The following is a 26,488-nucleotide window of genomic DNA, read 5'->3' as shown; positions in this document are numbered from 1 at the left end:
CTATGATGAGGGGGAGCTATGTCTATATCTCTCTTTTTGGGGGAAACCTGTATGTTAGAACGGTTAGGAAAAATGTTTAGCGGTAAGCAGGAAGAACGAAAAAACAATACGTTTGATCAGGCAGGAGTCATTCCGCGTCATGTGGCAGTTATTATGGATGGTAATGGCAGATGGGCTAAAAAACGTAATTTACCGCGTATTGCTGGACACCATCAGGGAATGAAAACCGTAAAAGACGTGGTTAAAGCAGCTGATGAAATTGGTGTAGGTGTATTAACCATGTATGCCTTTTCAACAGAGAATTGGAAGCGTCCTAAAGACGAAGTAGATTTTCTTATGAAACTTCCACAGGAGTTTTTGTCGACTGAATTGGTAGAATTAGTTGAACGAAATGTACGAATTCGTATGGTAGGCTCACGTGAAGGATTACCTTCCCATACCCTAAAGGCTTTGCTAGAAGCCGAGGAAAAAACAAAAAATAATACAGGATTGCAACTCAATTTTGCCCTTAATTATGGTGGGCGTGATGAAATTTTGAAAGCGACAAAAGAGATTGCTCAGTTGGTCGCACAAGGCAAGTTAACACCTGAACAAATTGATGAGGAAACGATTGCCTCACATTTATATACGCAAGGAATTCCCGAACCTGATTTGTTGATTCGCACGAGCGGAGAAATTCGTATTAGCAATTTTATGTTATGGCAACTAGCTTATACGGAATTTTGGTTCACGGATGTATATTGGCCCGATTTTTCCAAAGAGCATTTCTTACAGGCGATTGCTGAATACCAAGGTCGAGCTCGTCGATATGGCGCAGTTTGAGCTGGAGAGGTGGAACAAGTGAAGGAACGGATAATTACCGGATTAATCGGGGGGTTGGCTTTCTGACCCTGGTTTATCTGGGAGGGGTTTGGTACTCATCCCTTGTATTACTTATGGCCTTCATCGGCCTTTTTGAATTTTTACGCATGGCCAGCATAAAGCCATTTAGTTTTCCAGGTATCCTAGGCTATATTATTTTAATAAGTGCGTGGCAACCAGATCTGGCGGCTTTATTATTTCCAGTGCTCGGTTTTTTTCAGGTGAGTGGTTTTGGTGCAATTACAGTAGAATGGAGTCAAATTCTTCTTTTACCGTTATTTTTGTTACTATTTTATACCGTTCTTAGCAAAAATCGTTTTCATATTGAACATGCCGCTCTGGTACTACTCGGAGCGTTATACATAGGATATGGTTTCCATTACGTTGCCGTTGCTCGTGGGGGTGTGGGTTTAGCTGGATTTTGGCTCACTATTATCATCTTGTTATCTGTATGGTCAACAGATACAGGAGCTTATTTTGCAGGCAAAGCATTGGGGAAACGAAAGCTTTGGCCAGATATTAGTCCAAATAAAACAGTCGAGGGAGCTCTTGGCGGGTTCCTTGCTTCCCTTCTGATTGTAGGAGCAGTAGATGCTATTTTGATCTCTTTGCAAGTACCAGGAGCGCTACCGTTGAGTCAGGCTTTGGGAATTGCATCCATTACCGGTATTGTCGGCCCACTAGGAGATTTAGTAGAATCAGCTTACAAGCGTCATTTCGCAGTAAAGGACTCAGGACATATCCTTCCGGGGCACGGAGGCATCCTCGATCGATTCGATAGTATGCTGATCGTGTTTCCGGTGCTGTACCTGTTTGGCTTGTTTTAGGTTAAGGATTGTAGATAAATAGGGGTTTGAGGTGAAATGGGTGAAAAACATATCGCTGTTAGGTTCTACCGGTTCGATCGGGACAAGTACCATGGAAGTAGTGAAACAGCACCCTGATCAATTTAAAATCGTAGCAATGGCGGCCGGTAACAACATTGACTTATTGGTGGAGCAAGCTCTGTATGCTAAACCGGAACTGATTTCCGTAGGGACAGAGGAGCTTGCTAAAGAGTTGTCAAAACGTCTTGCAGGAGTTCTCTCAGCAGAGATTACGTACGGATTAGATGGCCTTATTGAGGTAGCTACACATCCACAAGCATCGTTTGTTATGTCAGCTGTAGTAGGGAGTGTAGGAGTAAAACCCACTTTGGCTGCTATTGAACGGGGGAAAACAATTGGACTTGCCAATAAAGAAACCTTGGTAAGTGCAGGACATGTGGTCATGGAGGCTGCCCAAAAACATCAGGCGACGATTCTTCCAGTAGATAGTGAGCATTCAGCTATTTTTCAGGCGCTAAAAGGGGAGAATCGACAGGATGTTTCTAAACTAATCATTACAGCTTCAGGGGGATCGCTCCGGAATCTATCTCGGGATGAGTTGGTTCATGTAACGCGTGAAGATGCATTACGCCATCCCAATTGGAGCATGGGGGCTAAAATAACGATTGATTCAGCCACCATGATGAATAAAGGCTTTGAAGTGATAGAAGCTCATTGGTTGTTCGGAATGCCTTATGAACAGATAGAGACAATTCTTCACTATGAAAGTATCATTCATTCTATGGTAGAATACAAAGATAAAGCCGTGATAGCACAATTGGGGACACCTGATATGAAGGTTCCGATTCAGTACGCTCTTACCTATCCAAATCGCTGGCCTTTGCCGACCGAGACTCTCGATCTAGTCAAATGCGGAACGCTACATTTTAAAGAGATGGATTTCACCCGCTATCCACTCTTAAAACTGGCGTATGATTGCGGTAAGATTGGTGGCACACTGCCAGCAGTACTGAATGCAGCCAATGAAGTCGCTGTTTCGCGTTTTTTACAAGATGAACTAACAATTGTTGGAATTGAAGATGTCGTTCATCAGGTATGTGCACAGCATCAAACAAGTTTACATCCTTCCTTGGAGGAGATTGATGAAGCTGATGCATGGGCACGTAACACTGCCCTAAACTGGGGCAAGTAAGATTTGAAGTAGAACCAAGCAAAAGCTTTGCAGGAGACAGGTACTGATTAGACGCTACAACTACATATAGTAGAATAGTGGTCCTGTTTCGATAGAACGGGTGGGTGCTTCTCAATCATGAATTAGAAGGAAAGGTGGCTATATCTATGCAAATGCCTCCCGTACAAATTGGTTTTGGATCAGTGATCGCCTTCGTGGTTATTTTTGGATTGTTGGTCTTTTTCCATGAAATGGGCCATTTTTTGTTAGCAAAACGGGCAGGCATTTTATGCCGCGAATTTGCGCTAGGAATGGGACCAAAAATCTATAGATTTAAAAAAGGCGAGACAGAATATACGTTGCGTTTGTTACCCATTGGCGGTATGGTACGAATGGCTGGAGAAGATCCTGAGTTGGAAGTATTGCAACCGCATATGGAAGTTGGGGTTTTGTTTAACAAAGCTAATCAGATTTCTCACGTTTATGTTACCCCAAAAGATATTCCAGATCATGCGACTATTGGTAATGTAGTACGTTTTGATCTTGAACATGATTTGATGATGACACTAGATGTGCAGGGAGAGGCGAAGACATTCGCTGTAGACCCCAAGACGATGCTGGTGATTGAGGGTAAGGAAGTACAGATCGCCCCTTTCAATCGCCAATTTAGAGGAAAAACATTGTGGCAACGTTTCTTGGCCATCTTTGCTGGTCCTGCTGCTAACTTCATCTTAGCGTTTGCAGTATTTGTGGCGGGGGCCTTATTCTTTGGAGCTCCGACTAAAGATGCAGTTTTAGGTCAAGTTGTTCCAGATGGACCTGCTTATCAGGCGGGGTTAAAACAGGGAGATCGGATTCTTAGTGTTGATGGTACACCGATAAATGAATGGAACCAATTTGTGGGGGTAATTAATTCGTCCCCTAATAAAAAGCTAGAAGTTAAGATTAATAGAGGTGGGCAAGATATGGTCGTCCCCGTACAGGTAAATGAACAAGGTAAAATCATGGTGGGTGCGGGTGTCAAGAAAGAGGTTGGGACAGCACTGAAACATGGCTATGATCAAACCATCTTCTGGACTAAAACCATCTTCACCAATCTTGCACAGCTCTTTACGGGTCATGTGAGCGTGAAAGATTTGAGTGGACCAGCGGGAATCTTTACGATGACCAGTCAAATGGCTCAAAATGGTCTTGCAGCGCTCTTTACTTGGACTGCGCTTTTGAGTATTAACCTTGGTATTTTTAACTTGCTTCCAATCCCAGCATTAGATGGTGGACGTCTTGTGTTCATTGCGATTGAAGCACTACGTGGTAAACCGATTGATCCTAACAAAGAAGGCATGGTTCACTTTGTTGGTTTTGCTTTATTGATGATGCTAATTCTGGTTGTGACTTGGAATGATATACAACGACTCTTTTTACAGTAAATCAACGTGTAGAAAGAAACAGATAAAGGAGTGTGCTTACTTTGTTTAAGCGCGAGGAGACCAAACCGGTATTTGTAGGCGGAGTCCAAATTGGGGGACAAAAAAGCGTGGTTATCCAATCAATGACCACCGCTGATACGCGTGATGTAGAAGCTACGCTCACACAGATAGAGCAATTAAACGAAGCAGGATGCCAAATCGTTCGCTTGGCGGTTATTAATGAGGATGCCGCTAAAGCGATTAAACAAATTAAAGAACGTTCCCCCCTACCATTAGTAGCTGATATTCATTTTGACTATCGATTAGCGCTTACGGCATTGGAGAGCGGAATTGATAAAATACGAATTAATCCAGGGAATATTGGTAATAGAGCTAGAACACAGGCAGTAGTCGATGCTTGCCGTGAACGAAATGTTCCGATCCGTATTGGTGTAAACTCTGGTTCTGTAGAAAAACGTTTATTAGACAAATACGGATACCCAAGTCCGGAAGCGATTGTTGAGTCAGCAATGAATCACGTTGAGATTCTTGAAGATCTAAACTATGATAATATCACTATCTCATTAAAATCTTCAGATGTTCCAACTATGATTCAGACGTATTCGTTGATGGCACAACGTCGTCCTTACCCTCTACATGTAGGGGTAACGGAGGCAGGTACACAATTCTCTGGTAGCATTAAATCTTCTGTAGGGATTGGTACTGTTTTGTCCATGGGTATCGGTGACACAATCCGTGTATCACTCACGGCTGATCCTGTTGAGGAGATTAAAGTAGCGAAACAGATTTTGCGTAGCCTAGATATCGTCAATAATGACCCAGTTGTTATTGCCTGCCCATCTTGTGGACGTTGCGCCATTGATCTGATTGGTTTGGCAACTAAGGTAGAAGATGCGGTCAGCACGTTGAAAAAACCACTAAAGGTGGCTGTTATGGGTTGTGCAGTTAACGGACCTGGTGAAGCACGTGAGGCAGATGTAGGTGTAGCTGGTGGTAATGGAGAGGGTCTGATCTTCCGCAACGGTGAAATCATCCGTAAAGTAAAAGAAGATGAACTCTTTGAAGAGTTAATGAAAGAGATTAACACAATTATGGAAGAGAAATAGAACGTGTTGATTTGATCAAAGGAGGAACTTGTGTGTTAAGGCAAAGCCAATTACTAATCCCTACTTTACGCGAGGTACCAGCAGACGCAGAAATTGCCAGTCATAAGCTGTTGTTGCGTGCTGGTCTCGCAAGACAGTTAGCTTCCGGTATTTATACGTTTATGCCGATAGCTTTGCGTGTCCTCCATAAAATTCAAAACATCGTGCGTGAAGAAATGAACAACGCAGGTGCACAAGAGATTTTAATGCCAACGATTCAACCGGCTGAAATTTGGGAGAAAAGTGGACGTTGGGACCATTATGGACCTGAATTGATGCGTTTACGTGATCGCCATGATCGTCGTTTTGCTTTAGGACCAACTCATGAAGAAGTTGTAGCTACCTTAGTAGCTAGCGAAATCAATTCATATAAAAAGCTACCGATTAACTTGTACCAAATACAAACCAAATTCCGTGATGAGGTTCGTCCGCGTTTTGGATTAATTCGTTGCCGGGAATTTATGATGAAGGATGCCTATTCTTTTGATATAACTCAAGAAGGCTTGGATAAAAGCTTTGATGATATGTTCCATGCGTACCACCGCATTTTTACTCGTGTCGGACTTAACTATCGTGCGGTAGAAGCAGATGCGGGTTCTATTGGTGGAACGGGCACATATGAATTTATGGCGTTGTGTGATATTGGGGAAGACACGATAGCTTATTCTACGGAGGGCGATTATGCAGCCAATCTGGAAAAAGCGGAAGTCATCTATAACGGACCTACTTCAGTAGAGGCAGACGTAGCTCCTTTAGAAAAAATCCATACACCAAATACTAAAACGATTGAGCAATTGAAAGAAAGTATGGGTGTGGAAGGCAAAGATATCGTGAAAAGCTTGGCTTACATGGTAGATGATCAATTTGTACTTGTTTTGCTACGTGGTGATCATGAGCTCAATGAAGTTAAGCTGAAAAATATGTTTGATGCGCTTGATGTACGTATGGCGACAGAAGCAGAAATCACTGAGAAGCTAAATGCTCCAGTTGGTTTTGTTGGTCCTGTGGGTGCTGTAGAGAAGAAGAATGAGGTAGTAGCAGATAACTACGTACAAGGGGTGGCAAGTGCCATCATCGGAGCAAACGAAGTCGATCATCATCTGAAGAATGCGCAATACGGACGTGATTATCAAGTATCCCGTTTTGCTGATCTGCGCAACATTCAGGAAGGTGATGTTTGCCCACGTACACATGCTCCAATCGCTTTTGCGCGCGGTGTAGAAGTAGGTCACGTATTTAAATTGGGTACGAAATACTCAGAGCCAATTGGTGCTACGTTCTTGGATGAGAACGGTCGTGAACAAACGATGATCATGGGTTGCTACGGTATTGGTGTATCACGTACGTTGGCTGCTGTCATTGAACAGAACAACGACGAGAACGGTATCATTTGGCCTGTGTCTGTTGCTCCATATCATGCACATGTGATTCCAATTAATGTAAAAGTGGATCAACAGCGTGAAATGAGTGAAGAGATTACAGCTGCGTTGCAAGCTGCGGGAGTAGAAGTGTTGTATGACGACCGTACAGAACGTGCTGGTGTGAAGTTTAAAGATGCCGATTTACTTGGTTTACCACTACGTATTACGGTTTCTGATAAATTGGAACCAGGTACAGTAGAAGTTCGCGTAAGACGCACGGGTGAAGCGACTGTGGTAGCTGTTAGCGAACTTGTCCCTTATGTAAAAGAACAACTAGCAAATCTGTAAGAGTCAGGTAAGGAAATCTGAATGCAGGATTTGCTTGGGATTTTGTAGAAGAGAAAAAGGTACCCCAGATGAGCAAGGGGTACCTTTTCTATGTAGATATTACCTTTGGTTCTACCTAGCATTTTGTCGTAAGGTAGAGAAGGAAAAAAGCGAGAGGTGAGGAAAAAGTGGATCTATTAACAGAACAAAAACATAGATTTTCTCTGCTCCTCAAGCAATTAGAGGTTCCCCAAGAGATGATTGAGCGATATTTCGCCGAGGGGTACATTGAGAAGCTGGAAGTATATAAACAAACCAAAGAATGGATGTTTCATTTTACATTAGAAAAAATGATGCCCATTGATATATACCGTGCCTTTACCAAGCGGTTACAACAAACATTTGCGCACTTAGCTAAGGTTGACGCTATTTTTCGTTATTCCTTACAGCCGCCCATACATATTGTGGTGGAAGAATACTGGGATTATTTGTTGAGCGACCCAGATGCTCAATTGCAAACATTGGCAGGTACCCTAAAAACGGGACGAATGGAGACAGCGGGGGAGCAAGTAAAGCTTTTGTTACCAACTGAGATGGCTGTTGATATTATGAAATCGAAAAAAGCAGATGAACAACTGACTGAAGCATTTTGGAAGATTGCTCAAGTGCGTCCGCGCTTCCTATTCCAAGCAGAAGAAAACGATGAAGCTATGCAAGCCTTTATTGAACAACGTAAAGAAGAGGAGCGGGCGTTAGTCAAAAATGTAATGACTCAGCAAGCACAAGCGGAGAAAGAGCGTCAGAACGGGCAAGGTGCTGAAGCGATTACAACGGTTACCATTGGATATGACATTAAGGAGGAACCCGTACCTATCAGTGAAATCCAAGAGGAAGAGAGACGGATTACGATTCAGGGTACGGTTTTTAATGTTGAAATTAAAGAATTAAAAAGTGGACGTCATATCTTAACATTCCATATGACGGATTATACGGATTCGTTGACCGTCAAAATCTTTTCACGTGACAAAGATGACGTAAAAGTACTAGAGGCTATTAAAGATGGTATGTGGATTAAAGCACGCGGTAGCGTTCAGCATGATACCTTTATGCGTGAGCTGGTTATGATGGCAAATGACATCAACCAGATTGAACAGCAAGGACGAAAGGATCGGGCAGAGGAAAAACGTGTCGAGTTGCACGCTCACACTCCAATGAGCATGTTGGATGGTGTAGTTTCGGTCAAATCTTACATTTCACAAGCCGCCAAATGGGGACATAAAGCTGTGACGATCACCGACCATGGTGTAGTGCAGTCGTTCCCGGAAGCATATAGTGTAGCCAAAAAGAACGGTGTCAAATGTATACTTGGTTTAGAAGCGTATGTAGTGGAAGATGGCATTAATATTGTATATAACTTGGATCGTGGAGCAACGAATTATGCCATTGACGATAAGACCCCCTATGTCGTATTTGATACAGAGACGACGGGATTAAATGCCAATGAACATACGATTATCGAAATTGCAGCTGTTAAAATGGTCGGTTCAGAGATTATTGAAGAGTGGACAGAATTGATTGATCCTGGTATTTTGGTTGGTCCTAAAACCACAGAGATTACGGGAATTACAAATGAGATGTTACGGGGACAACAGAAGCTAGATGTCGTCTTGCGCCGTTTTAAAGAATTTGCTGGGGATGCTATTCTTGTTGCGCATAATGCGGAATTTGACCAAGCATTTATTAATGCATGTGCTATACGTGTAGGGATGGAACCGTGGACAAATTCGTTCTTAGACACCTTGCCGCTCGCACGCATGATGTATCCGGGTATGCGTAACTATCGTCTGGGTACACTGGCGAAACGTTTTAATGTTGAGCTCATCAATGCTCACCGTGCCTTAGATGACACTGTCGCGCTGGCTAAAGTATTCCAGCTCATTTTAAAAGACATGAAGGAAGCAGAGATCAAAACACTTTCAGAGTTAAATGAGCGAAGCAATGCGCAGGCGGATTACAAGAGTACCCGTCCTTTCCATGCTACGATTTTAGTTAAAAATAAAGAAGGCTTAAAAAATCTATATAAGCTGGTGTCTATCTCACATACGGAAACCTTTTTCCGCGTACCGCGCATTATGCGTAGTCAGATTACCAAGTATCGAGAAGGATTGTTGATTGGTACGGCTTGTAAAGAAGGAGAGCTGTTCCAAGGTATTCTACGTGGTAAACCAGAAAAAGAGTTAGAAGATATTGCTAGATTTTACGATTATATTGAGTTGCAACCATTGGAACATTACAAACCATTATTGCGTAACGAGACGATTCCGCACACGGATGTCGTAAAGACGTATCATGAAACATTGATTCGAATTGGTAATCATTTGGAACGACCGGTTGTAGCTACTGGTGATGTCCATTTTCTGGACCCACAAGATCATACGTTCCGTGAAGTATTCTTGTTATCAAAGGGAGATCAAGATGCCAACGATCAACCTCCTCTTTACTTCATGACCACCGAGGAGATGTTAGAGGCATTCTCTTACTTGGGAGAACAAAAGGCTAAAGAAATTGTTATAGACAACACGAATGCTATTGCGGATATGATTGAGGAAGTTAGCCCGATCCCAGACCGTTTGTATACCCCTGTCATTGAAGGGGCAGATGAAGAGTTACGTGATATGTGTTATGACAAAGCAAAGCGTATCTATGGTGCCCCGTTACCAGAGATTGTTGAAAAACGTTTGGAAAAAGAACTGACAAGTATTATCAAGCACGGATTTGGCGTTATTTATCTCATCTCACAGCGCTTGGTAACAAAATCACTTAGTGATGGCTATCTAGTAGGTTCGAGGGGATCGGTAGGTTCTTCTTTTGTAGCAACCATGTCCGATATCACAGAGGTTAACCCGCTGCCACCGCATTATGTATGCCCAAACTGTCAGTATAGCGAGTTTATCATGGACGGTTCCATCGGTTCTGGATTTGACTTGAAAGATAAAAATTGCGATAGATGTGGCACCGGCTATATGAAGGATGGTCAGGATATTCCCTTCGAAACATTCCTTGGATTTAAAGGGGATAAGGTTCCCGATATCGATTTGAACTTCTCTGGTGACTATCAACCTCGGGCGCATAAATATACACAAGATCTATTTGGTGTCGATAACGTTTTTCGTGCCGGAACGATTGGTACGGTTGCGGAAAAGACAGCGTATGGTTATGTGCGTAAATGGGCGGAAGAACGTAAATTAATGCTGCGCGGAGCAGAAATTGCTCGATTGGTAAATGGATGTACAGGTGTCAAACGTACCACTGGACAGCATCCAGGGGGGATTATAGTTCTGCCTGACTATATGGATATGGAAGACTTTTGCCCTATTCAATTTCCGGCTGATGATGTTAAATCTGAATGGCGGACAACGCACTTTGATTTCCATTCCATTCATGACAATCTATTAAAACTAGATATTCTTGGACACGACGACCCGACCGTTATCCGTATGTTGCAGGATTTAACAGGACTAGATCCAAAACAGATTCCGTTGGACGATCCTAAAACGATGTCAATTTTTAGCTCAACAGAAGCTTTAGGTGTAACGGCTGATCAAATCCGCACGAAAATGGGGACGCTAGGAATTCCGGAGTTTGGTACCAAATTCGTTCGTCAGATGCTAGAAGATACCAAACCAACCACCTTTGCCGAATTGGTACAGATTTCTGGACTCTCTCACGGGACAGACGTTTGGCTGAACAACGCTCAGGAGCTGATTCGTAATGAGACATGTAAGCTTTCAGAAGTTATCGGTTGTCGGGACGATATCATGGTATATCTGATTTATAAAGGATTGGAACCATCTCAAGCCTTTAAAATAATGGAATCGGTACGTAAAGGTAAGGGTGTTAGCGAGGAAGATCAAGAAGAGATGCGTAAACATGACGTGCCTGAATGGTACTTAGGTTCCTGCCAACGGATTAAATATATGTTCCCAAAAGCACATGCGACTGCCTATGTTATGATGGCCGTTCGGATTGCTTATTGCAAGGTGCACCATCCATTGGAATTTTACGCAACGTATTTCACTGTACGTGCCGATGATTTTGAAATTCCGTTGATGGTACAAGGCTCTGTAGCTATTCGTCAAAGGATTGAGGAGATTGAAGAAAAAGGGCACGATGCCCAGCCAAAAGAAAAATCCTTACTGACTGTACTGGAAATGGCATTGGAAATGGTGGAGCGAGGCTTTGGCTTTACCAATGTGGATCTTTATCGTTCAGACGCTGAGAAATTCCTGATTGACGGTAATCAACTGATTGCACCGTTTAATGCGATTCCAGGCCTAGGAACCAATGCGGCAATCAGTATTGTAGAAGCACGTAAGAAAGGCGAATTTTTATCGAAAGAGGACTTACTTAGTCGTTCCAAGATTTCTAAAACGATTTTGGAGTATCTTGATGAACAAGGAGCCTTACAAGGTATGCCGGAATCAAACCAATTATCCTTGTTTTAACAACAATAAGGTAAATATCTTTTACCAACATATTCTTGAATCGGCAACTTTAAGGCTATATGCTTCTACCAATGAAAGGTATTTTTGGTAGAGTGTATTGTTGAGGTTGCCTTTCTAAGTAGAGTATTGCTAGGATATAATATTTTGGGAAGTTTGTTGATGGTCAGCAATACAGGTCAATAGCTAGAAGTAGGGGTGGAAGGAAATGCGACCGATTTGGATTGGAATTATAGCTTCTTTCTTTTTTGCGTTTACCTTTGTACTAAATCGTTCTATGGAATTAGCTGGAGGTAGTTGGATGTGGAGTGCAACACTTCGCTATTTTTTCATGCTACCGCCACTACTGTTACTTGTGTTCATGCGAGGAAATTTGGGAAAGCTATGGATAGAGCTCAGAAAGCACCCCAGAGAATGGATGTTGTGGAGCACGGTTGGCTTTGGGCTGTTCTACGCTCCGTTTTGTTTTGCTCAAGCGTATGGACCAGGGTGGCTAATTGCGGGTACATGGCAGATTACAATCATATCTGGTTCTTTGTTGGCTCCGTTCTTTTTTGAACAGAAGATGGGCTCGCAAGGCTTACAAGTAGTGAGAGGTACAATTTCTTTGCCTGGTTTATGGATGTCAGGCGTCATTCTATTAGGAATTGCTTTGATGCAGAGCGAACAAGCCAGTCTTTTGCAAACAAAAGAGGTATTACTAGGATTTTTGCCAGTTGTGCTTGCTTCCTTTGCTTACCCGTTAGGAAATCGAAAAATGATGCAAATTTGTGGAGATCGTGTAGATACTTATCAACGTGTACTTGGTATGACGATATGTAGTATGCCGTTTTGGATTGTTTTATCGGTGATTGCTCTGATAGTAGAAGGAGGTCCAAGCCAGAATCAAATTTTGCAAACATCCATGGTTGCGCTTTTCTCTGGGGTCTGTGCGACTGTTCTATTTTTCCGTGCCACTGAGATGGTGAAAGGGAGTATGCGTCAATTAGCTGCCGTGGAAGCAACACAGTCAATGGAAGTTTTATTCGCTACAGCAGGAGAGGTTATATGGTTATCAGCTAGCTTACCTACACCAATAGCTTCTGTGGGCCTCCTACTAATTATGGTGGGGATGGTTCTACATAGCTTAGTTTCGGGACGGAAAGAAAAGGAAACGCCCCCTGTCAATGTAGCAGGTTAACAAGGAAAGTCTTTGCTATGATTGGTTTGGTAGGGATTCAGCACGGTTCTGGTAAGTCTGATCAAAAGAGGCAGTGGTTGTCAAGACGAATGGTATTATGCTATAATTTTTTTGGAAATACTGGTTATACACGTACGAGAGTGGGGAAACCCACTCTTTCTTCTTGACCACGGAGGATTTCCTGATAGAAAGCTTCTTATGGCAAAGAATTTGACTTGTGACCACCCGGTGCCACCTTGGTAGCCGGTTACACATTTATAACAGTATGGATCTGCTTAAAGGAGGAACTTGCTTGAGCAAGGTAGTGCAAATTGTTGAGGAACTACTGACTCCTATCCTTGAAGAAACAGGATTGGAACTGGTGGATATCGAATACAAAAAGGAAGGTAGCAACTGGTTTTTGCGTATCTTTATCGACAATGATTCGTCTAACATCGATATTGAAGATTGTGGTACTGTAAGTGAAAAACTAGGGGCAAAGCTGGACGAACTGGACCCGATTCCAACCGCATATTTCTTGGAGGTTTCTTCGCCTGGAGCGGAACGTCCTTTACGTAAAGAAAAAGATTACCACAAGGCTGTAGGCAAACACGTACATATCACCACCAAAGAAGCGGTGGACGGTCACACGTTGTTTGAAGGAACACTAGAAGCGTTTGACGGTGAAACGTTAACGATTTCTGAACAAAAAAACAAATATACAATTAAAATGGAACAAATAAGCGAAGCCCGATTGGCTATCGTCTTTTAATTGAGGGGAGGACATAAGTACAATGAATGCAGAGTTTATTACAGCACTGCATGATCTGGAAAAGGAAAAAGGAATCGACAAAGAGGTTTTGATTGAAGCAATTGAGGCAGCGCTGATCTCAGGTTACAAGCGTAACTTTAATTCCGCACAAAACGTCCGTGTTGATGTAAACCGCCATTCAGGTCAAGTTCGCGTGTTTGCACGCAAAAATGTTGTAGAAGATGTGCTAGATGCACGTTTGGAGATTTCTTTGGAGGCAGCTAATGAAATCGATCCAAACTTCCGCATTGATGACATCGTAGAGATTGAGGTAACGCCACGTGATTTTGGACGCATTGCGGCTCAAACAGCGAAGCAAGTCGTTACTCAACGCATACGTGAAGCAGAACGTGGACTTATTTATAATGAATTTATTGATCGTGAAGAAGATATCGTAAATGGTATTGTTCAACGTCAAGATTCCCGGTCTTATTTTGTCGACTTGGGTAAAGTGGAAGCGGTAATGCCTCTTACTGAAAAAATGCCGACGGATGACTTTAAACCACAAGACCGCATCAAAGCATATATTATTAAAGTAGAAAAAACTACAAAAGGTCCACAAATCGTGATCTCTCGTACGCATCCAGGTCTGTTAAAACGTTTGTTTGAACTGGAAGTACCTGAAATTTATGACGGCGTAGTTGAAATTAAATCAGTAGCTCGTGAAGCAGGGGATCGCTCAAAAATTGCGGTTCACTCCACAAATGAGGAAGTCGATCCAGTTGGTGCCTGTGTAGGTCCAAAGGGTCTGCGCGTACAAACCATCGTAAATGAACTAAAGGGCGAAAAAATTGACATTGTTCGCTGGTCTGAGGACCCGGCTGAATATGTGGCGAATGCGCTAAGTCCTTCCAAAGTTGTTCATGTAGAAGTGAACGTAGAGGAGAAAATGACGCGTGTAATCGTACCTGACTATCAATTATCACTTGCTATCGGTAAACGTGGACAGAATGCACGTTTGGCAGCCAAACTTACTGGATGGAAAATCGATATTAAGAGTGAAAGTCAAGCAGAACAAGAGGGGATTTCCTATCCTAAGCCTTCCGATGAAGAAGCTAGCGATGTGGGGATGGAATGAAAGTAAAAAAAGTTCCGTTGCGTAAATGCATCGTTTGTCAGGAAATGTACCCGAAGAAGGAATTGCTACGCGTCGTTCGCACGCCGGATGAGCAAATTTTGATTGATCCAAGCGGAAGGGCGTCCGGACGCGGCACCTATGTTTGTCAAAAAGAAAGCTGCCGCACACCAGATACTTTCACTGCTGGGAAATGGAAAAAAGTTTTGGAACGTGCGCTAAACACCAGCATTTCACAGGAACAATACGATAACTTCCGCGAGAAATGGCTGGAGATGATGGGGAAATGAATCAAAAAGTAGCGCAATTGCTAGGGTTGGCCATGCGTGCAGGCAAAGTAATAACGGGTGAAGGTCTCGTGATCAATGGAGTTCGTAACGGACAGGCAAAGCTTGTCCTTCTGGCTACAGATGCATCAGCTAACACGACCAAGAAAGTGTCCGACAAATGCCTGTATTATAAGGTGCCTTGTTATTCGCTTTCGACCAGGTACGAACTTGGAAGTGCGATTGGTAAAGAAGCTCGAGTCTCGATCGCCATCACAGATAGTAGGATGGCAAAGAGCATGGAGAACCTTCTCACACCTAATCCATAACAAGGGGTGATTACATGAAGACACGCGTATACGAATACGCAAAGAAACATAACATGAGCAGTAAGGAAATTGTTACTCTCTTGAAGAGAATCAATATAGATGTCAGCAATCACATGAGTATTATGGACGAAGAAACGGTACAAAAATTGGAACAACATTTGGCAAATTTACGAGCAAATGCTTCCAGTGGTAACACCCAGGCAAAACAAGTGCAACAGCCAAAGCAAGAAAAGCCACAAACCAAATCAAGCAGCGAGGCGCGAGCCACATCCCAATCGGAAAACTCCCCCAAACAAGACGGCCAAAAACCGCAAATTGCAAATGCTGCTGGTAAAACCTCCGCTCAAGTACAAGGCAGAGGCACGCAAAACCAAAATCAGGGGAAGAATCAGGAGCGAAGAGCAAATACTATGACGCAAAACAAAAAACAAGATGCAAAACAAACAGAAGTAAAACCGCAAACTGCCAACGTTGACGCAGAACGCAAAGAAGAAACTTTAGCAGACAAAGCAAAAATTCCAGCTAAGGTTGGAATGGAAAAACGCGAAAAAATTAAGAAGGCTCCACAAGTTAAAAAAACCTTCGAAGATAACAGAAAAGGACCGCAGTTTAACAAAAACCAAAGACGCCAAAATAACGGACGTCAAGGTGGACACACTCCTGCACCGCGTCCTGTTTATGAATTGCCAAGCAAAATTACGTTTACAGAGTCACTTACTGCGAACGAATTGGGCAAAAAGCTAAGAAGAGAACCAGCAGAAATCATTAAAAAGCTGTTCGCTTTGGGTATTATGGCTACGATCAACCAAGATCTAGATAGAGATACCATTGAACTAATTTGTACTGACTACGGTGTAGAAGTAGAAGAAAAAATTATCATTGATGAAATTAACTTCGAAACACTCGCTGAGGTAGATACAGACGAAGAGCTAAGCGAACGCCCACCAGTTGTTACGATTATGGGTCACGTTGACCATGGTAAAACAACGTTACTAGATGCAATCCGCTCTACAAATGTAGTTGCTGGAGAAGCTGGTGGTATCACACAGCATATTGGTGCATACCAAGTTGAGATTAAAGGTAAGAAGATTACATTCTTGGATACGCCTGGTCACGCCGCTTTTACAACGATGCGTGCTCGTGGTGCTCAAGTTACGGATATCACGATCCTAGTTGTTGCTGCTGATGATGGTGTTAAACCACAAACGATTGAAGCAATTAGCCATGCGAAAGCGGCAAATGTTCCGATTATCGTTGCTGTCAACAAAATCGATAAAGTAGGCGCTGATCTAGATCGTGTTAAGCAAGAATTAATGAAATACGAATTAGTAGCTGAAGAGTGGGGCGGCGAAACAATTTTCTGCCCGCTATCTGCGAAACAACGTTCAGGTATTGAAGAGCTTCTAGAATACATTCTATTGGTATCTGAAGTACAAGAATTGAAAGCAAACCCTGACAAGCGTGCTCGTGGTACAGTTGTCGAGGCTGAATTGGATAAAGGACGCGGACCGGTTGCAACTGTATTGGTTCAACATGGTACGTTGCGTGTCGGAGATCCAATCGTTGTAGGTTCTGCTTTTGGTCGCATACGTGCGATGGTGAACGACAAAGGTCGTCGTATTAAAGAAGCACCACCGTCCATGCCAATTGAAATCACTGGTTTGAATGATGTACCTCAAGCTGGCGATCAGTTCATGGTATTTGAAGATGAAAAGAAAGCTCGTTCAATTGGTGAATCTCGTGCAGTTAAACAACGTGATTCTGAGCGTCGTGCAAGCGCTCGTGTCTCCTTGGATGATTTGTTCACTCAAATCCAGGAAGGCGATATTAAAGAATTGAACTTAATCATTAAAGCAGACGTTCAAGGTTCTGTAGAAGCCCTACGCGGTTCTCTTGAGAAAATTGAAGTCAATGGTACTCGTGTGAAGGTTATTCATACAGGTGCTGGTGCGATTACTGAGTCAGACGTTACTTTAGCGAATGCATCTAATGCGATCATTATTGGTTTCAATGTTCGTCCTGAGCCTAATGCACGTAGCATGGCTGAACAAGAGAAGATTGATATCCGTCTACACCGCGTTATTTACACAGTTATCGAAGAGATTGAATCCGCGTTGAAAGGGATGCTTGATCCTGTATACAAAGAGGAGATCATCGGCCAAGCGGAAGCTCGTCAAATCTTCAAAGTATCTAAAGTGGGTACAATCGCAGGTTGCTACGTAACGGAAGGTAAGTTAAGCCGTGATGCAGGTGCTCGTTTGATTCGTGAAGGCGTAGTTATTTATGAAGGTAAATTAGATACGCTAAAACGTTTCAAAGACGATGTGAAAGAAGTAGCAACGAACTATGAGTGCGGTGTTACTCTAGAGCGTTTCACTGACATTAAAGAGGGCGACATCATTGAAGCCTTCATTATGGTTGAAGTTAAAGCCTAGTGGTAGCTGTGACGCAGTTAGAACTGTTTATGCCCTATACAAGCTCTCTAAAGGAAAAACGTTCAATTATTAAAAGCGTCATGGGTCAAATTCGGCATAAGTACAATGTATCAATTGCCGAAATAGATTTTCACGAGCAATGGCAGCGTACCTTACTTGAGGTAGCTGCCGTTGCCAATGAATACTCCTTTTTGCAAAAGGAAATTACCACCATCGTGCGGTTTGTAGAAACATTTTCCGACGTAGAGTTAATTCGGGCGGATACGGAATACTACGACTAAGCTACGATTACGTTCGGAGGTGAACATAATGAGCATGAATAAAACCCGAATGAGTCGCGTAAGTGAAGAGATCAAAAAAGAATTGAGCGTTCTATTGCAACGTGAAATGAAAGATCCACGCATCGGTTTTGTAACAGTAACAGATGTGGAAGTAACTAGTGACCTTCAACAAGCAAAAGTGTTTATCAGTGTTTTTGGAGATGAAAGCAAACGTGAGGATACGCTGAGAGGTTTGCAAAAAGCAAAAGGCTTTCTTCGTACGGAAGTGGGACGTCGTATCAAGTTAAGACATGTACCTGAACTTCTATTTAAACTGGATGCTTCCATTGATTACGGAAATAAAATCGATAACCTTTTGCGTGAAATCTCCCCAAATGAAGGAGAGAAGTAGGATGAATATCGATCAAACTGTTTTCTTAGATGCCGCTCGTTTTGTTCGTGAAAACGAGCGTTTCTTAATTATTTCCCACGTAAACCCTGATGGTGACACGACGGGCTCTGCTCTTGCTATGGCTCTTTTATTAGAACAGCTGGGCAAGAGTTATGTGATTGTAAACCAAGGATCTACAACTGAGATGTTCTCCTTTTTGCCACGCTTTAACAACATCATCAATCTATCTGAACAAACTGTGGACGAGAAATTTTCTTGCGTTATCGCTGTAGACGCGGCAGATAGCAGTCGGATGGGAGAAGTTACTCATTTGTTTGCTCCAGACGCACAAATTCTAAATATTGACCATCATCCCACCAATGATGCATTTGGTACATTCAATATTATTATTCCTCATGCTGCTGCTACAGCAGAGATTATGTATGATTGGTGTGCTGCTGCCTCATTTTCATTAACAAAAGAGATTGCAACTTGCATCTATACTGGGTTACTTACGGACACAGGTGGATTTCGCTATTCCAATACGACACCGCATGTCATGGAGGTTGCTTCTCATCTTCTTACCTATGGTGTGGCTTCAGCTGAAATTGCAGAGCGTTGTCTAGAGAGCATTACGTTAAAGCACGTGCAGATTCTCAAGCGTGCCTTAGGATCTCTTGAGCTTACAAATAATGGACTCGTTGCTACTATACAGATATCGAAACAGGACTTTTTGGAAACAAATTCAACCAATGACGATACCGGTGGCATTGTCAATTATGGGCGTAATATTGAGGGTGTCGAGGTCGGTATCTTTTTAACCGAAGTAGAAGAAGGCATTATTAAAATTAGTTTCCGTTCTCGTGCGCAGGTAGATGTGGCTCAGCTAGCCAAGAGCATCGGTGGCGGTGGACATGCCCGCGCAGCAGGGTGCACCATGAAAGGTGTAACACTGGAACAGGCGAAGGAATCTGTTTGGCGATTGGTAGATCAAGTGCTTGGAGTGGAATGATATGAGTGAGCAACATGGTGTTCTCGTTTTACATAAACCGGCTGGAATGACTTCACATGATTGTGTTGCAAGAATTCGCCGGATTTTTCAAACGAAAAAAGTGGGGCATACTGGTACACTAGATCCAGATGTGACGGGTGTGTTACCTATATGTATAAACCACGCAACGCGAATTGTGGAGTATTTGCAGGAGCTGCCAAAAGCGTATGAAGTAATCATGCGTATCGGTTCAACTACAACTACCGAGGATGCCTCTGGCGACGTATTGGAGACAGCCAAGGTGGATGCTACGACCATTACTAGAGAACGCGTGGAAGCTGCATTGGAAGAAATGCTTGGAACAATAGAGCAAGTCCCTCCGATGTATTCTGCCATTAAGGTAAATGGACAACGATTATACGATTTAGCTCGTGAAGGTATTACCATTGAGCGAAAGGCTCGCGAGGTTACTCTTTATGAATTACAACTACATGAGATAGAATCTACCGAAGAGTACGTAGATGTCTCGTTTTATTGTCTTTGCTCCAAAGGGACGTATATGCGCACCTTATGTGTTGACCTCGGAGAGAAACTGGGGTATCCTGCGCATATGGCTAAGTTAATTCGTGTCAAAAGCGGACCATTTACGATGGAACAGGCTGTAACGTTTGAAGAATTGGAAGCAAGAATGAACAAGGAGCAGACTACGAAGAGCATTGAGCAACTTGTTATTCCGATTGGAGAAGCTTTATCTTATTTGCCTCGCTATGAAATTGCGGCAGATAGAGCTAAGGCTGTACTAAATGGTTTGGAAACAGGTTTGCCAGGTTGTCAAGTTGAGGAAGGAAAGCTCATTTGTTTGTATAGTAATGACCAGTTACTTGGTATTCACAAGGTATATAAGAGCCAACGCGGTCTATATGCCAAACCAGAAAAAGTTTTTCGCACATGAGGTGGGGACTTTGAACATAATACGACTATCCTATCCGCTTTCATCTGAGATCAAATTACAACCATGCGCGGTCGCCATGGGATACTTCGATGGTGTTCACATTGGGCATCGTCGCGTCATCCAGCGAGCGATTGATTATGCCCAAACTCACGGACTGAAAAGTGGTGTCTTGACCTTTGATCCACATCCGCGTGAAGTGCTAGGGAGAAGTGGTTATTCTCAATACATCACCCCGTTGGATGATAAGCTGGAGCAATTTGAAAAAATGGGAGTAGACATTGTCTTCGTCATGCAATTTGACATTGGCTTCTCCTCTATCTATCCTGAAGATTTCGTGGAAGAAGTAATTCTGCCTCTTCAGGTAAAGCATATTGTGGTAGGCTTTGACAATACGTTTGCTTATCGAGGCATGGGTACAACACAGACGTTATTAGAATTAAGCAAAGATCGATATTCGGTAGACGTCATTGGGCCTGTGAATCGTTTAGGTGAAAAGGTAAGTAGCACCATTATTCGGGAATATTTGCATCAAGGAGAAGTGGAGCAAGTGCGTCATCTTCTAGGGCGTCCTTATAAAGTAAAGGGAACGGTTATTCACGGAGATAAGCGTGGGCGAACCATTGGATTTCCTACTGCCAATGTCGGTGTGGACGAGCCTTATTTAATTGGGAAAAATGGTGTATATGGCGTTCGGATTACCGTAGACGGTCAAACGTATGATGGCGTAATGAATATCGGAATTAAACCGACTTTTGAGTTGGAAAAACGAGAAAAATCGCTGGAAGTTCATATTATGGGTTTTAAAGAGGAGATTTATGGGAAAAATGTAGAAGTAGAGCTACTCTTCATGATTCGAGATGAAATTAAATTCTCTGGCGTGGAAGCTCTTGTCGCACAAATCCAGCAAGATGTGAACTTTGCTAAAGAAAAATTTACTAAGTTGGTGTGATTCACTAGCTCAGTGAATGATTCCCTTTACTTTTTGAAAAAAAGTATGCTATAATCTGTACTGTTCTAAGCAGAACGACCCTCTAGCTTGGCTGTCCGATTCTCACCGACGGCATGCTCAGCTAATGGGAAATTTAATGGAGGTGAGTACGAATGGCACTTACTCAAGAGCGTAAAACTCAATTGATCAACGAATTCCGTACACATGATAACGATACTGGATCTCCTGAGGTTCAAATCGCGATTCTTACGGAAAACATCAACAATCTTAACGGACACCTACGCACACACAAGAAAGATCACCACAGCCGTCGTGGTCTATTGAAAATGGTAGGTCAACGCCGTAACCTTTTAGGCTACCTAAAAGACAACGACGTTGCTCGTTATCGTACATTGGTTGACAAACTTGGTCTTCGCCGTTAATCGGCACGTCTGAAAAAGCGGGTGAATTCCCGCTTTTTCTATTATCATATCTATTTTATTTCTGCCACAGCAGGAAATAATACATAGAGATAGAAAAGAATCATGTTAGACAATGGTCTATTTAAGGAGGACTGCTAAAAGAATGGAGCAACAATATCGTACTTTCGACTTTGATTTAGCAGGCCGAAAACTGACGCTTGAGTTTGGAAAAGTTGCAAAACAGGCGCATGGTTCGGTCTTAGTGCGTTACGGAGATACCACCATTCTATCTGCGGTTACCGTTTCTAAAGAACCAAAGGATTTGGATTTCTTTCCATTAACGGTAAACTACGAAGAACGCTTATATGCAGTAGGTAAAATTCCAGGTGGATTTATTAAGAGAGAGGGTCGCCCAAGTGAGAGAGCCATTTTGGCGAGCCGATTGATTGACCGTCCAATTCGTCCTTTATTCTTGGAAGGTTTCCGTAATGATGTACAAGTAGTAAATACTGTTCTTTCCGTTGATCAGGATTGCTCAACAGAAATCGCTGCGATGATTGGTACTTCTGCTGCATTAAGCACATCTGAAATTCCATTTAATGGGCCAATTGCAGGTGTTATTGTAGGTCGTGTAGATGGTAAATTGATTATCAACCCTACGATTGCTGAGCAAGAGAAGAGTGACATTCATCTAGTAGTAGCAGGTACGATGGACGCTATTAACATGGTGGAAGCTGGTGCGAAAGAAGTACCAGAAGAAATCATGTTAGAAGCGATCATGTTTGGTCACGATTGCATCAAAAAAATCGTTGCTTTCCAAAATGAAATCGTAGCTGAGATCGGCAAGCAAAAGATGGAAGTAAAATTGCACAATGTGGACGAAGAAATTGATCAAGCTGTTCGCGCTTTTGCTGATGCCAGCTTACGTGAAGCCGTTCGTGTAGAAGAGAAGCATGCTCGTGCAGAAGCGATTGATACTGTCAAGGCTCAAACACAAGCACATTTCGCTGAAGTGTATCCAGAAGGAGCAGGCGAGATTAGCGAAATTTTATACAACATGGTTAAAGAAGAAGTACGCCGTTTGATTACGCATGAAAAAGTACGTCCAGATGGTCGTGGACTAACTGAAATTCGTCCGTTGTCCAGCGAAGTTGGCATTTTGCCTAGAACGCATGGCTCTGGTTTATTTACACGGGGTCAAACACAAGCGCTTAGCGTTTGTACTTTAGGAGCACTTGGCGATGTACAAATCTTGGACGGACTTGGTCTTGAAGAAACAAAACGCTTCATGCACCATTACAATTTCCCTCCATACAGCGTAGGTGAAGCACGTCCACTTCGTCCTCCAGGTCGTCGTGAAATCGGTCACGGTGCATTAGGTGAAAGAGCGATTGAGCCAATCATTCCTAATGAAGTAGAATTCCCATACACGATTCGTCTAGTATCTGAAGTGATTGAATCCAATGGTTCTACCTCTCAAGCTTCCATCTGCGGTAGCGTACTTGCTTTGATGGATGCAGGGGTACCGATTAAAGCACCGGTTGCAGGTATTGCAATGGGCTTGATTATGGATACAAACGGGGAACAATTCTCCATCTTAACAGACATCCAAGGTATGGAAGATCATTTGGGTGATATGGACTTTAAAGTAGCAGGTACGGCTGAAGGTGTTACAGCTCTTCAAATGGATATCAAGATTGAGGGTATCAACCGTGAAATCCTAGAGCAAGCATTGACGCAAGCGAAGGAAGGCAGAATGCATATTCTTGAAAGCATGCTGGCTACGATCAATGGTCCTCGTGATCACTTGTCTCCTTACGCACCGAAAATCATGACAATGTCGATTAACCCAGATAAAATTCGTGATGTTATCGGGCCACAAGGTCGTATCATCAATAAGATCATTGAAGAAACAGGCGTTAAAATTGATATCGAGCAAGATGGCCGTATCTTTATCGCATCCACAAATGCGGAAGCGAACCTACGTGCAAAACAAATCATCGAAGACTTGGTGCGCGAAGTAGAAGTGGGTCAAACCTACTTGGGTACTGTTAAGCGTGTTGAAAAATACGGGGCTTTCATTGAGTTGTTTGCGGGTAAAGAAGGACTTTGCCACATTTCTCAATTGGCTGAAGAACGCGTAGCGAAAACAGAAGACGTAGTAGCTGTTGGCGATAAAATCTTAGTGAAAGTAACTGAGATTGACGACCAAGGCCGCGTTAATATTTCTCGTAAAGCCGTTTTGAAAGAACAAGCACAAGCTGCACCACCAGCAACTGAATAATAGATAAGCCAAAAAGCTTTGCCGATCATGGGAAACCATGTGGGTGCAAGCTTTTTTTGCTTCTATCGAGAACTTTCCCTACATAGATTGGACAAAGAGGATAGAGAATAAGGGATAGGAACTCGATAGATAAAAGCAAAGGTGATGAAAACGTGAAAAAACAACCCGAAAAAGCAAGAAAATACATGATGGTAGCTACTGCTTGTGGGGCGTTACTGTTCGCATTAGTAACCTCTTCCCCAGTTAGTACATATGTGACGCAATTAAAAGTGGGCGTAACTCCAGTACAAGGTAAGGTAGCGATTGAGGAACCATTTAGAGAAAAGATAGAGCAGTGGCAAAAAGAGCGAGAAGAAGCACCACAGGATGCATACCTTGATCCTGTTTGGAAAGCAATTCCCGGATATAACGGACGTGTGATCGATATTAACGCAACAATTGCCCAAATGAAGAAAACTGGCAAGCAGGATGAGAGCACGATTGTTTTTAAAGAACAGATGCCAAAAGTACAGGTAGAACAGCTTGGAGCCCACCCCATTTATCGGGGTAACCCCAAAAAAGAAGCGGTCAGCTTCATGGTTAACGTAGCGTGGGGTAACGAATATCTCGATAAAATTCTTGATACATTGGATAGGCATAAAGTAAAAACAACTTTTTTCCTAGATGGATCTTGGGTCAAACGAAATCCTGATCTAGCAAAGAAAATCTATGACAGAGGTCATGAAATAGGTAATCATGCGTATTCTCATCCAGATATGAGCAAGTTGGGTGAAGCGCGTATTCGCCAAGAGATTAGCAAAACTCAAGACATCATTACACAGACAATCGGCATTAAACCTAATTTATTTGCACCGCCGTCCGGTTCTTTTAACCAACGTGTCGTTGAGATTGCTCATCAGGATTATCAGATGAAGACGATTCTTTGGACAGCAGATACTGTAGATTGGAAAAACCCCCCGGTTGGAACAATGGTGGAACGCATTCGCAAGAAGCTGGATAGAGGTGTACTCATATTGATGCATCCAACTGCTTCTTCCGCTCAAGGATTGGAACAAATGTTGACACTGGCTGAGAAAAAAGGGCTAAGCCCAACGACAGTTTCAGAGGTAATTTCTAGCCGTCGCTTACCGTAGAATCCTGTGGAATATTGTACCGGACGCTATTTTTTGCTATAGTAAGACATGTTATTTTCTATTGAAAGCTGATAGCTTATTAGTAACATGTACAACAGGGAAGCGACTTTATGATCGCTTCCCTGTGTGGCATAAGCCAGAGATAGCAGATTGATAGAGGGGGATCAGATTTGATTCAAACATATACGTGTGCAAATGGTGTCCGGATTGTTACGGAAAAGATAGCGAGTGTTCGATCTGTTGCTTTAGGCATTTGGGTAGGAACTGGTTCCAAGTACGAAAATGAGCAAAATAACGGAATTTCTCATTTTTTGGAGCACATGTTTTTTAAAGGCACCACGAATCGCAGTGCAAAAGAGATTGCGGAAGCGTTTGATGAAATTGGTGGGAACGTAAATGCCTTCACATCCAAAGAATATACTTGCTATTATGCGCGTGTGCTTGATCAACACGCACCGCTTGCTCTCAATATTTTATCCGATATGTATTTTAACTCCGTGTTTGACGCAGAAGAACTGGAGAAAGAAAAGAACGTAGTGCTAGAAGAAATCAGCATGTATGAAGATACACCAGATGATTTGGTGCATGATCTGATAGCGCGTGCCTCCTATGCAGACCATTCGCTTGGTTATACCATTCTGGGAAAAGAAGACGTGCTAAAGGGCATGAAACGTGATGATTTATTGACATATATTGATCAGCGTTACCTACCTGAGAACACAGTTATTACCGTGGCAGGTAATTATGATGACGAGTTAATTACGTTAGTTAAATCATTATTTTCTACGTACCAGCGCACAGGCAGTAAGATGGATATCACTACGCCAACATTCACAGGTCAAAGCATCGTGCATCAAAAGCAGACCGAGCAGGCTCATCTTTGTCTGTCTATACCTGGTTATGCTGTTGGTCATGATGATGTTTATTCCTTGATTATTTTAAATAATATTTTGGGCGGTAGCATGAGTTCTCGTTTGTTCCAAGAGATTCGTGAAGAACGCGGTCTAGCTTATTCCGTTTATTCTTATCATTCCTCTTATAAGGAAGCTGGTACGTTTAATATTTATACGGGAACGGCCCCAGAACATGTAGGAAAAGTGTTTGACATCGTTTCTAACGTTTTACATGATGTTCGTACAAATGGAATTACACAAAAAGAATTAAACAAAGGAAAAGAACAGCTTAAAGGTAGCTTGATGCTAAGCTTAGAGAGCACCAGTAGCCGCATGAATCGTTTAGGTAAAAACGAATTGTTACATGGCAGACATCTTACACTAGACGAAATAATTGCTAAGGTAGAGCGTGTAAGTCAGGAATCTGTTTTAGCAGTGGCTAAAGAATTGTTCCACTCTAAAATGGCAATGGCGATTGTTAGTCCTTTGGAAGCATTCCCAGAAAACGTTGATGCAAATGTATTCTTAACTTAAAAAT

At 42.6% G+C, this 26,488-nt stretch carries 22 protein-coding genes; all 22 read left to right on the top strand.

What is annotated here, in order from left to right:
• The first annotated feature begins 18 nt into the window (after positions 1 to 18).
• The 22 genes from EEL30_23360 (at position 19) to EEL30_23255 (ending at position 26,484) form a co-directional block, all read left to right on the top strand.
• The gene (locus EEL30_23360) at positions 19 to 822 is read left to right on the top strand and encodes an isoprenyl transferase (protein QDX94964.1); all 804 of its coding nucleotides are present in this window, start codon (positions 19 to 21) and stop codon (positions 820 to 822) included.
• A gap of 68 nt (positions 823 to 890) precedes the next feature.
• A complete protein-coding gene (locus EEL30_23355; protein QDX95867.1) occupies positions 891 to 1,688 on the top strand; it encodes a phosphatidate cytidylyltransferase in 798 nt (265 codons plus the stop codon).
• A gap of 40 nt (positions 1,689 to 1,728) precedes the next feature.
• A complete protein-coding gene (locus EEL30_23350) occupies positions 1,729 to 2,880 on the top strand; it encodes a 1-deoxy-D-xylulose-5-phosphate reductoisomerase (GenBank protein QDX95866.1) in 1,152 nt (383 codons plus the stop codon).
• 146 nt (positions 2,881 to 3,026) lie between these two features.
• Positions 3,027 to 4,286, top strand: coding sequence for an RIP metalloprotease RseP (gene rseP / locus EEL30_23345; GenBank protein ID QDX94963.1), 1,260 nt, complete (start codon positions 3,027 to 3,029; stop codon positions 4,284 to 4,286).
• Positions 4,287 to 4,327: 41 nt separating this feature from the next.
• Positions 4,328 to 5,392 (top strand): flavodoxin-dependent (E)-4-hydroxy-3-methylbut-2-enyl-diphosphate synthase, encoded by a 1,065-nt coding sequence (locus EEL30_23340; GenBank protein ID QDX94962.1) that lies wholly within the window; start codon positions 4,328 to 4,330, stop codon positions 5,390 to 5,392.
• Between the two features lie 32 nt (positions 5,393 to 5,424).
• Positions 5,425 to 7,140 carry a proline--tRNA ligase gene (locus EEL30_23335; protein QDX94961.1) on the top strand — a complete coding sequence of 572 codons (1,716 nt, stop codon included), beginning with the start codon at positions 5,425 to 5,427 and terminating at the stop codon, positions 7,138 to 7,140.
• A 167-nt stretch (positions 7,141 to 7,307) separates the two neighbouring features.
• On the top strand, positions 7,308 to 11,624 hold the full coding sequence (locus EEL30_23330) for a PolC-type DNA polymerase III (protein QDX94960.1): 4,317 nt from the start codon (positions 7,308 to 7,310) through the stop codon (positions 11,622 to 11,624).
• Between the two features lie 205 nt (positions 11,625 to 11,829).
• Positions 11,830 to 12,801 carry a multidrug resistance efflux transporter family protein gene (locus EEL30_23325; protein ID QDX94959.1) on the top strand — a complete coding sequence of 324 codons (972 nt, stop codon included), beginning with the start codon at positions 11,830 to 11,832 and terminating at the stop codon, positions 12,799 to 12,801.
• A 292-nt stretch (positions 12,802 to 13,093) separates the two neighbouring features.
• A complete protein-coding gene (gene rimP / locus EEL30_23320; protein ID QDX94958.1) occupies positions 13,094 to 13,552 on the top strand; it encodes a ribosome maturation factor RimP in 459 nt (152 codons plus the stop codon).
• 22 nt (positions 13,553 to 13,574) lie between these two features.
• Positions 13,575 to 14,669, top strand: coding sequence for a transcription termination/antitermination protein NusA (gene nusA, locus EEL30_23315; protein ID QDX94957.1), 1,095 nt, complete (start codon positions 13,575 to 13,577; stop codon positions 14,667 to 14,669).
• Positions 14,666 to 14,956 carry a YlxR family protein gene (locus EEL30_23310; GenBank protein QDX94956.1) on the top strand — a complete coding sequence of 97 codons (291 nt, stop codon included), beginning with the start codon at positions 14,666 to 14,668 and terminating at the stop codon, positions 14,954 to 14,956. The genes nusA and EEL30_23310 overlap by 4 nt, the downstream gene beginning before the upstream one ends.
• A complete protein-coding gene (locus EEL30_23305) occupies positions 14,953 to 15,261 on the top strand; it encodes a YlxQ family RNA-binding protein (GenBank protein ID QDX94955.1) in 309 nt (102 codons plus the stop codon). Before EEL30_23310 ends, EEL30_23305 begins: the two co-directional genes overlap by 4 nt.
• A gap of 14 nt (positions 15,262 to 15,275) precedes the next feature.
• Entirely contained in the window at positions 15,276 to 17,696 is a 2,421-nt protein-coding gene (locus tag EEL30_23300; GenBank protein QDX94954.1) for a translation initiation factor IF-2, read from the top strand.
• Entirely contained in the window at positions 17,696 to 17,977 is a 282-nt protein-coding gene (locus EEL30_23295) for a DUF503 domain-containing protein (protein QDX94953.1), read from the top strand. Before EEL30_23300 ends, EEL30_23295 begins: the two co-directional genes overlap by 1 nt.
• Before the next feature lie 28 nt (positions 17,978 to 18,005).
• The gene (gene rbfA, locus EEL30_23290) at positions 18,006 to 18,368 is read left to right on the top strand and encodes a 30S ribosome-binding factor RbfA (protein ID QDX94952.1); all 363 of its coding nucleotides are present in this window, start codon (positions 18,006 to 18,008) and stop codon (positions 18,366 to 18,368) included.
• A 1-nt stretch (position 18,369) separates the two neighbouring features.
• On the top strand, positions 18,370 to 19,359 hold the full coding sequence (locus EEL30_23285) for a bifunctional oligoribonuclease/PAP phosphatase NrnA (protein QDX94951.1): 990 nt from the start codon (positions 18,370 to 18,372) through the stop codon (positions 19,357 to 19,359).
• Position 19,360: 1 nt separating this feature from the next.
• Positions 19,361 to 20,290 carry a tRNA pseudouridine(55) synthase TruB gene (gene truB / locus EEL30_23280; GenBank protein QDX94950.1) on the top strand — a complete coding sequence of 310 codons (930 nt, stop codon included), beginning with the start codon at positions 19,361 to 19,363 and terminating at the stop codon, positions 20,288 to 20,290.
• A 10-nt stretch (positions 20,291 to 20,300) separates the two neighbouring features.
• Positions 20,301 to 21,239, top strand: a complete 939-nt coding sequence (locus EEL30_23275) for a bifunctional riboflavin kinase/FAD synthetase (GenBank protein ID QDX94949.1) — start codon at positions 20,301 to 20,303, stop codon at positions 21,237 to 21,239.
• A gap of 152 nt (positions 21,240 to 21,391) precedes the next feature.
• Entirely contained in the window at positions 21,392 to 21,661 is a 270-nt protein-coding gene (locus tag EEL30_23270; protein QDX94948.1) for a 30S ribosomal protein S15, read from the top strand.
• Positions 21,662 to 21,803: 142 nt separating this feature from the next.
• On the top strand, positions 21,804 to 23,924 hold the full coding sequence (locus tag EEL30_23265) for a polyribonucleotide nucleotidyltransferase (GenBank protein QDX94947.1): 2,121 nt from the start codon (positions 21,804 to 21,806) through the stop codon (positions 23,922 to 23,924).
• Between the two features lie 152 nt (positions 23,925 to 24,076).
• Entirely contained in the window at positions 24,077 to 25,057 is a 981-nt protein-coding gene (locus EEL30_23260) for a hypothetical protein (GenBank protein QDX94946.1), read from the top strand.
• Between the two features lie 170 nt (positions 25,058 to 25,227).
• Complete coding sequence (locus EEL30_23255; protein ID QDX94945.1) at positions 25,228 to 26,484, top strand: insulinase family protein; 1,257 nt, start codon at positions 25,228 to 25,230, stop codon at positions 26,482 to 26,484.
• The last annotated feature ends 4 nt before the right edge of the window (positions 26,485 to 26,488 follow it).

The organism is Brevibacillus laterosporus, assembly GCA_007833815.1.
In the GTDB taxonomy this organism is placed as follows: domain Bacteria; phylum Bacillota; class Bacilli; order Brevibacillales; family Brevibacillaceae; genus Brevibacillus_B; species Brevibacillus_B laterosporus_D.
The sequence above is the reverse complement of the archived record's forward strand: the minus strand, read 5'-3'. Positions and strand labels throughout refer to the sequence as shown.